The organism is Photorhabdus aballayi, assembly GCF_026153155.1.
GTDB classification, from domain to species: domain Bacteria; phylum Pseudomonadota; class Gammaproteobacteria; order Enterobacterales; family Enterobacteriaceae; genus Photorhabdus; species Photorhabdus luminescens.
Genome location: NZ_JAPFCD010000061.1, coordinates 20,341 through 28,932 on the forward strand (window position 1 = coordinate 20,341; position 8,592 = coordinate 28,932).

General features: G+C 44.1%; 8 protein-coding genes. All 8 read left to right on the forward strand.

Annotated elements, in window-relative coordinates; genetic code table 11:
* Positions 1–3: 3 nt before the first annotated feature.
* Positions 4–1,545, forward strand: a complete 1,542-nt coding sequence (atpA, locus tag OO184_RS21145) for a F0F1 ATP synthase subunit alpha (protein WP_265380878.1) — start codon at positions 4–6, stop codon at positions 1,543–1,545.
* Between the two features lie 58 nt (positions 1,546–1,603).
* Positions 1,604–2,467, forward strand: a complete 864-nt coding sequence (gene atpG, locus OO184_RS21150) for a F0F1 ATP synthase subunit gamma (RefSeq protein WP_049585021.1) — start codon at positions 1,604–1,606, stop codon at positions 2,465–2,467.
* 34 nt (positions 2,468–2,501) lie between these two features.
* A complete protein-coding gene (atpD, locus tag OO184_RS21155) occupies positions 2,502–3,884 on the forward strand; it encodes a F0F1 ATP synthase subunit beta (protein WP_265380879.1) in 1,383 nt (460 codons plus the stop codon).
* Between the two features lie 21 nt (positions 3,885–3,905).
* Positions 3,906–4,328 carry a F0F1 ATP synthase subunit epsilon gene (locus OO184_RS21160; protein ID WP_088372731.1) on the forward strand — a complete coding sequence of 141 codons (423 nt, stop codon included), beginning with the start codon at positions 3,906–3,908 and terminating at the stop codon, positions 4,326–4,328.
* A gap of 128 nt (positions 4,329–4,456) precedes the next feature.
* Complete coding sequence (gene glmU / locus OO184_RS21165; RefSeq protein ID WP_265380880.1) at positions 4,457–5,830, forward strand: bifunctional UDP-N-acetylglucosamine diphosphorylase/glucosamine-1-phosphate N-acetyltransferase GlmU; 1,374 nt, start codon at positions 4,457–4,459, stop codon at positions 5,828–5,830.
* A gap of 107 nt (positions 5,831–5,937) precedes the next feature.
* On the forward strand, positions 5,938–7,767 hold the full coding sequence (gene glmS, locus OO184_RS21170; protein ID WP_265380881.1) for a glutamine--fructose-6-phosphate transaminase (isomerizing): 1,830 nt from the start codon (positions 5,938–5,940) through the stop codon (positions 7,765–7,767).
* A 147-nt stretch (positions 7,768–7,914) separates the two neighbouring features.
* Entirely contained in the window at positions 7,915–8,169 is a 255-nt protein-coding gene (locus OO184_RS21175; RefSeq protein ID WP_049585017.1) for a type B 50S ribosomal protein L31, read from the forward strand.
* Positions 8,170–8,187: 18 nt separating this feature from the next.
* A complete protein-coding gene (gene ykgO / locus OO184_RS21180) occupies positions 8,188–8,331 on the forward strand; it encodes a type B 50S ribosomal protein L36 (RefSeq protein WP_265380882.1) in 144 nt (47 codons plus the stop codon).
* Positions 8,332–8,592: the final 261 nt, after the last annotated feature.

Consider the following 8,592-nt stretch of genomic DNA (forward strand, 5'->3'; position numbering starts at 1 on the left):
CATATGCAACTGAATTCCACCGAAATCAGCGAACTGATCAAGCAGCGCATTGCTCAGTTCAATGTAGTGAGTGAAGCTCACAATGAAGGTACGATTGTATCCGTTAACGACGGTATCATTCGTATCCACGGTTTAGCCGAAGTTATGCAGGGTGAGATGATCGCACTGCCTGGCAATCGTTATGCAATCGCATTGAACTTGGAGCGTGACTCCGTAGGTGCGGTTGTAATGGGCCCGTATGCTGACTTAGCAGAAGGCATGAAGGTCAAATGTACCGGCCGTATTCTTGAAGTGCCTGTTGGTCGTGGTCTGCTTGGTCGTGTAGTAAACACACTGGGTGAGCCGATTGATGGTAAAGGCCCTGTTGAGCATGATGGTTTCTCTGCCGTTGAAATGATTGCTCCAGGTGTTATCGACCGTCAATCTGTTGATCAGCCGGTACAAACTGGTTATAAATCCGTTGACGCAATGATCCCTATCGGTCGCGGTCAACGTGAACTGATTATCGGTGACCGTCAAACGGGTAAAACAGCACTGGCTATTGACGCAATCATTAACCAGCGTGACTCAGGCATAAAATGTGTCTATGTCGCAGTTGGTCAGAAAGCTTCTACTATTGCGAACGTTGTTCGTAAATTAGAGGAGCATGGTGCTCTTGCTAATACCATTGTGGTTGTTGCGACTGCTTCAGAATCTGCGGCATTACAATACCTGGCGCCATATTCTGGTTGTGCAATGGGCGAATACTTCCGTGATCGCGGTGAAGATGCGCTGATTGTTTACGATGATTTGTCCAAGCAAGCTGTAGCTTATCGTCAAATTTCCCTGTTGCTCCGTCGTCCGCCAGGACGTGAAGCATTCCCTGGTGACGTTTTCTATCTGCACTCTCGTTTGCTGGAACGTGCAGCACGCGTTAACGCTGAATATGTAGAAAAATTCACTGATGGTGAAGTGAAGGGTAAAACCGGTTCTCTGACGGCCCTGCCTATCATTGAAACTCAGGCGGGTGACGTATCAGCATTCGTACCAACAAACGTTATTTCAATTACTGATGGTCAGATCTTCTTGGAATCTAGTTTGTTCAATGCGGGTATTCGTCCAGCAGTTAACCCAGGGATTTCCGTATCCCGCGTAGGTGGCGCTGCTCAGACTAAAATCGTTAAGAAATTGTCTGGGGGCATTCGTACTGCTCTGGCTCAATATCGCGAACTGGCAGCATTTTCTCAGTTTGCTTCTGACCTTGATGATGCAACCCGTAAACAGTTGGATCATGGTCAAAAAGTAACTGAATTGCTGAAACAGAAACAGTATGCTCCAATGTCTGTTGCACAACAGTCGTTGTCTCTGTTTTCTGCGGAACGTGGTTATCTGGAAGATATCGAAATTGCTAAGGTTATTGATTTCGAATCTGCGTTGCTTGCATATGCCAACCGTGAACATGCTGATCTTCTAAAAGAGATTGACCAGTCTGGTGGTTACAATGAAGAGATCGAAGCAAAGCTGAAAGCTCTGCTGGATTCCTTCAAGGCAACTCAGTCCTGGTAACACTATTCGGCCCGGTTTAATTAAACATGGGCCGTCTGGTTAATGAGGAGAATCAGGAATGGCCGGCGCAAAAGAGATACGTACCAAGATCGCCAGCGTGCAAAACACGCAAAAAATCACTAAAGCGATGGAGATGGTTGCCGCGTCCAAAATGCGTAAAACGCAGGATCGCATGGCGGCCAGCCGTCCTTATGCAGAAACCATACGCAGCGTGATTGGTCACCTTGCGTTAGGTAATCTGGAATATAAACATCCATACCTTGAAGAACGTGAAACCAAACGTGTCGGGTATCTGGTTGTTTCTACCGATCGTGGCTTGTGCGGTGGTTTGAACACTAATCTGTTCAAAAAACTGCTTTCAGAAATGAAAGACTGGTCTGATAAAGGTGTCCAGTGTGATCTGGCGCTTATCGGCTCTAAGGCTACTTCTTTCTTTGCTTCTGTTGGAGGCAACGTTGTTGCTCAGGTAACAGGCATGGGAGATAACCCTTCACTATCCGAATTGATCGGGCCAGTGAATGTCATGCTGCGGGCATACGATGAGGGACGTCTGGATAAATTGTATGTGGTGACAAACAAGTTCATCAATACAATGTCCCAGGAACCGACTATTACTCAGTTATTGCCTCTGCCTGCCGGAGATGATGAGACACTGAAGAAGAAATCCTGGGATTATTTATACGAACCTGATCCTAAGGCGTTGCTAGATATACTGCTGCGTCGTTATGTAGAATCGCAGGTTTATCAGGGCGTCGTTGAAAACCTGGCTAGTGAACAGGCCGCACGAATGGTGGCGATGAAAGCCGCAACTGATAATGGTGGCAGCCTGATCAAAGAGTTGCAGTTGGTTTATAACAAAGCTCGTCAGGCCAGCATAACTCAGGAGCTGACCGAGATTGTCTCGGGCGCTTCCGCGGTTTAACAGCTAGGTTTATGAATTACGTAGAGGATTCAAGATGGCTACTGGAAAGATTATCCAGGTAATCGGCGCCGTGGTGGACGTCGAATTCCCTCAAGATGCCGTACCAAAAGTATACGATGCTCTTGAGGTTCAAAACGGCGAAGCTAAACTGGTGCTGGAAGTTCAGCAGCAGTTAGGCGGCGGCGTTGTTCGTTGTATTGCAATGGGTACTTCTGATGGCTTAAGCCGTGGTTTAAGCGTCACTGATTTAGGCCACCCAATTGAAGTTCCGGTTGGTAAAGCGACATTGGGCCGTATCATGAACGTATTGGGTGAGCCAATCGACATGAAAGGCAATATCGGTGAAGAAGAGCGTTGGGCTATTCATCGTCCAGCGCCAAGCTATGAAGAGTTATCTAACTCTCAAGAACTGCTGGAAACCGGTATCAAGGTAATGGACCTAATTTGCCCATTCGCTAAGGGTGGTAAAGTTGGTCTGTTTGGTGGTGCGGGCGTAGGTAAAACCGTAAACATGATGGAGTTGATCCGTAACATTGCGATTGAGCATTCAGGTTACTCCGTATTTGCCGGTGTAGGTGAACGTACCCGTGAAGGTAACGACTTCTACCACGAAATGACAGACTCTAACGTACTGGATAAAGTATCTCTGGTATATGGTCAGATGAACGAGCCGCCAGGAAACCGTCTGCGTGTTGCGTTGACTGGTCTGACAATGGCTGAAAAGTTCCGTGATGAAGGCCGCGATGTTCTGTTATTTGTTGATAACATCTACCGTTATACCTTGGCAGGTACTGAAGTATCCGCATTGCTTGGCCGTATGCCATCTGCGGTAGGTTATCAGCCAACTCTGGCGGAAGAAATGGGTGTTCTGCAAGAACGTATTACTTCCACCAAAACCGGCTCTATTACTTCCGTACAGGCTGTTTATGTACCAGCGGATGACTTAACCGACCCATCTCCGGCGACAACTTTCGCGCACTTAGACGCAACCGTAGTTTTGAGCCGTCAGATCGCTTCTTTGGGTATTTACCCTGCGGTTGATCCGTTGGATTCTACCAGCCGTCAGCTCGATCCGCTGGTTGTTGGTCAGGAGCACTATAATGTTGCTCGTGGTGTTCAGTCTATCCTGCAACGTTATCAAGAACTGAAAGATATTATCGCTATCCTAGGTATGGATGAGCTGTCAGAAGACGATAAGCTGGTAGTTGCGCGTGCTCGTAAGATCCAGCGCTTCCTGTCTCAGCCATTCTTCGTTGCAGAGGTCTTTACAGGTTCACCAGGTAAATTCGTTTCCTTGAAAGACACTATCCGTGGCTTTAAAGGTATCCTGGATGGTGACTATGACCACTTGCCAGAACAAGCGTTCTACATGGTTGGTACCATCGAAGAAGCTGTGGAAAAAGCGAAGAAACTTTAATACGGCTGACCGGAGGTTGACATGGCTGCGATGACTTACCATCTGAATGTTGTCAGTGCTGAGAGCCAGATGTTTGAAGGTTTGGTACAGAAAATTCAGGTGACAGGTAGTGAAGGTGAACTGGGTATTTATCCAGGACATGCACCGCTACTGACTGCCATAAAACCTGGCATGGTACGTATTGTTAAGCAGTTCGGTGAAGAAGAGGTCATTTACCTTTCTGGTGGTATCCTTGAGGTACAACCGAGCGGCGTTATCGTACTGGCTGACACTGCGATCCGTGGTAAAGATTTGGATGAAGCTAAAGCGTTGGAATCTAAACGTAAAGCTGAAGAACACATCCGTAATTCTCACGGTGATGTTGACTATGCTCAGGCATCGGCTGAATTGTCTAAAGCGATTGCGAAGCTTCGTGTAATCGAGTTAACAAAAAAAGCGATGTAATACAGGCGGTTAAATAAATAAGCCAGTTGGTGCGAGCTAACTGGCTTTTTTGTATTGCGAAATATGTAGTAATTTATCTTATAAACAGGTTTACTTTTATTTCTTAAATTGGAGTTATCGGGTTTCTTATGTCTAACAGTGCAAAAAGTGTTGTGATCCTTGCCGCGGGTAAAGGAACCCGCATGTACTCTGATCTCCCTAAAGTGTTGCACTTGCTGGCCGGTAAACCTATGGTTCAGCATGTAATTGATACTGCAATGGCATTGGGTGCTAAAAATGTTCATCTAGTTTATGGACATGGTGGTGACTTGATGAAACAAACCCTTTCTGATCAAACACTGAACTGGATATTACAAACAGAGCAGTTAGGGACTGGTCATGCAATGCAGCAGGCAGCACCACATTTCGCTGATGATGAAGATATTTTGATACTGTATGGCGACGTGCCTCTTATTGGTACAGATACCCTTGAACGCCTGCTAGCGGTTAAACCTGACGGTGGTATAGGTTTATTGACAGCAATTTTGGATAATCCAACGGGTTATGGTCGTATTGTTCGTGAAAACGGAGAAGTAACTGGCATCATTGAACAAAAGGATGCGACTGAAGATCAACGTAAAATCAATGAAATAAATACAGGGATTTTGGTTGCTAACGGTGGTGATTTAAAACGTTGGTTGTCCCAATTGGATAACAACAATGTTCAAGGTGAATACTACCTTACTGATGTGATTGCGCTAGCTTATAAAGAAGGTCGAAAAATTGAAGCGGTGCACCCAACTCGCTTGAGTGAAATGGAAGGTGTAAATAACCGCCTTCAACTTTCCGCTCTTGAACGCATTTATCAATCTGAACAAGCGGAACAATTATTGCTAGCAGGCGTTATGCTGTTAGATCCTGCTCGTTTTGATTTACGTGGCACACTGATTCATGGCCGTGATGTGGTTATTGATACTAACGTCATTATTGAGGGTAATGTAACCCTTGGTAATAACGTACAGATTGGTACTGGTTGTGTGTTGAAGAATTGTATTATTGGCGATGATTCTATTATTAGCCCTTATACAATTGTTGAAGATTCTGAAATGGAAACGGGTTGTACTGTTGGGCCTTTTGCTCGTTTGCGTCCCGGTTCTAAGCTTGCTGAAAAAGCCCATGTAGGGAATTTCGTTGAGATGAAAAAATCTTATCTGGGTAAAGGTTCTAAAGCTGGACATTTGACTTATCTTGGCGACGCAGACATTGGTCGTGATGTAAATATTGGTGCAGGTACTATTACCTGTAACTACGACGGCGCTAATAAATTTAAAACCATTATTGGTGACGATGTTTTTGTTGGTTCTGATACTCAGCTTGTCGCTCCAGTGACTGTTGCTAAAGGCGCAACAATCGGAGCAGGGACAACAGTGACAAAAAACATAGCTGAAAATGAACTGGTAGTAAGCAGAACTAAACAGACACATATTCAGGGGTGGAAACGCCCTGTGAAGGAAAAAAAATAAAATAATAATCCCCACTCTACAGGCTCGGGGACCGGAAAAACCGGAAAACAATCAGGCTCTTGACATATAAAGGGCTTTCATCAGCCCTATTTTTAGGAATAAAACTGATGTGTGGAATTGTTGGTGCAGTAGCACAACGAGATATTGCAGAAATCCTGATTGAAGGATTGCGTCGTTTGGAATACCGAGGTTACGACTCCGCTGGTTTGGCGGTTGTTGATAACGAAAAAAATATGCTTCGTCTGCGTGAAGTCGGTAAGGTACAAGTACTTGCTGATGAGGTTGATAAGCAACCCGTCCTTGGTGGGACAGGTATTGCTCATACCCGTTGGGCTACACACGGTGAACCAAACGAGAAAAATGCTCACCCGCATGTATCTGATTATATTGCTGTTGTTCACAACGGTATTATTGAAAATTATGAAGAATTACGCGTTCAGTTAATTGAGCGCGGTTACCAGTTTATCTCGGATACTGATACAGAAGTTATTGCCCACCTTGTTCATTGGGAGCAAAAACAAGGTGGCACTTTGCTAGAAGCTATTCAACGAGTTATTCCTCGGCTACGTGGTGCTTATGGTGCAGTCATCATGGATAGCCGTGATCCTGGAACAATAATTGCTGCAAGATCCGGTAGTCCTTTGGTTATAGGTCTGGGTGTTGGAGAAAACTTTCTGGCGTCTGACCAGTTGGCACTATTGCCTGTTACTCGCCGTTTTATCTTCCTTGAGGAAGGGGATATTGCCGAAGTAACCCGTCGTACTGTGAGTATTTTTAATGCTCAAGGCAAACCGGTTGAACGGGAACAGGTTGAATCCAATATTCAGTATGATGCTGGTGACAAAGGTGTCTACCGTCATTACATGCAAAAAGAGATCTATGAACAGCCAATGGCGATCAAAAGTACTTTAGAAAGGCGTTTGAGTCATGGGCAAGTAGATCTGTCTGAACTTGGTCCTAACGCCGCTGAATTATTAGCTAAAGTAGAGCATATTCAGATTGTTGCCTGTGGTACATCCTATAACGCGGGAATGGTTTCCCGTTATTGGTTTGAAGCATTGGCTGGTATTCCTTGTGATGTAGAAATTGCTTCTGAATTCCGTTACCGCAAATCAGCACGCCGTTCAGGAAGCTTACTGATCACATTATCTCAATCAGGTGAAACCGCAGATACATTAGCAGCACTGCGTTTATCTAAAGAGCTTGGATATCTCACATCGTTGACTGTCTGTAACGTAGCGGGTTCTTCTTTAGTACGTGAATCTGATTTTGCTCTGATGACCAAAGCCGGTGCAGAAATAGGTGTTGCTTCAACTAAGGCGTTTACAACTCAACTAACAGTATTGCTGATGCTGGTGGCTTACCTTGGACGCTTGAAAGGTGTTGATGCAGGACAGGAGCAAGAAATTGTTCATGCATTACACGCATTGCCAAGCCGTATCGAAAGCATGTTATCGAAAGATAAAATTATTGAAGCGCTGGCGGAAGATTTTTCTGACAAACACCACGCTTTGTTCCTTGGCCGTGGTGATCAATATCCGATTGCGGTTGAAGGCGCTCTGAAATTAAAAGAGATTTCTTATATCCATGCTGAGGCTTATGCTGCCGGTGAATTAAAACATGGCCCACTAGCACTGATTGATGCAGATATGCCGGTTATCATTGTAGCTCCGAACAATGAACTGCTAGAAAAACTGAAATCTAATATCGAAGAAGTACGTGCTCGTGGTGGATTGCTATATGTGTTTGCTGATCAGGATGCGGGTTTTACTGATAGTGAAGGAATGAAGATTATTCCATTGCCGCATGTTGAAGAGCTGATTGCACCAATATTTTATACTGTACCACTGCAATTGCTTTCCTATCATGTTGCTCTGATTAAAGGAACTGATGTTGATCAGCCTCGTAATTTGGCTAAATCAGTAACCGTAGAATAATCGTTTTATAGTAAGACGTTGAAATAAGCCTCTGTACATTAAAAATACAGAGGCTTTTTTTGAGTTAAGAAAATTTATCATTATTTCCTTGCCGATAAAAATAGATTACGCTATTGTAATGTTATATTATTACATTTTGGCGAAATTATGAAACCAGATATCCATCCAAACTACCGGGTAGTTGTATTTCACGATACTAGTGCTAATGCCTATTTTACAATTGGCTCCACGATTCGCACAGAACGGATAATTACCCTTAATGGGGAAGAATACCCATATGTCACTATTGATGTGTCATCAGAATCACATCCTTTTTATACGGGTAAGCAGAAAACCTTGTCTCAGGAAGGAAGCACTGCACGATTCCAGAAAAAATTCGGGCGTTTTATTGGTAATAAATAGATTGAGAGATCATAAAAAATGCAGGTGCTAAGTTCACTTAAAACGGCAAAAACTCGCCACCCCGATTGCAAAATTATAAGCCGTCGTGGTCGATTATATGTTATTTGTAAATCTAATCCGCGTTTTAAGGCAGTTCAGGGAAAGAAAAAGAAACGTGGATAATAGATAGAAAACTCGTAGTTTTAACTGCGAGTTTCATGTGATTCTCTGCCCACTATTTTATTAAATGATGATGTTGCACGGTGGGAAGTTAAATACTTAATTGGCTTTTACTTGCACATGTTTTTACGTGTGAAATCTCTCAATATTTCGGTGGTGATAGATCTTTTTTCAACATGGAGTCAAATGTAGTGCCAATATTATCCTCTGAGCCGATATTAATTAACCCGAATTCTGGTTAAGCCATCACTGGCAAATCGTCTT

Bases quoted from the DNA above. Each gene is read 5' to 3' on its own strand.
- atpA (WP_265380878.1), top strand. From the start codon at position 4: ATGCAACTGAATTCCACCGAAATCAGCGAACTGATCAAGCAGCGCATT.
- atpG (WP_049585021.1), top strand. From the start codon at position 1,604: ATGGCCGGCGCAAAAGAGATACGTACCAAGATCGCCAGCGTGCAAAAC.
- atpD (WP_265380879.1), top strand. From the start codon at position 2,502: ATGGCTACTGGAAAGATTATCCAGGTAATCGGCGCCGTGGTGGACGTC.
- OO184_RS21160 (WP_088372731.1), top strand. From the start codon at position 3,906: ATGGCTGCGATGACTTACCATCTGAATGTTGTCAGTGCTGAGAGCCAG.
- glmU (WP_265380880.1), top strand. From the start codon at position 4,457: ATGTCTAACAGTGCAAAAAGTGTTGTGATCCTTGCCGCGGGTAAAGGA.
- glmS (WP_265380881.1), top strand. From the start codon at position 5,938: ATGTGTGGAATTGTTGGTGCAGTAGCACAACGAGATATTGCAGAAATC.
- OO184_RS21175 (WP_049585017.1), top strand. From the start codon at position 7,915: ATGAAACCAGATATCCATCCAAACTACCGGGTAGTTGTATTTCACGAT.
- ykgO (WP_265380882.1), top strand. From the start codon at position 8,188: ATGCAGGTGCTAAGTTCACTTAAAACGGCAAAAACTCGCCACCCCGAT.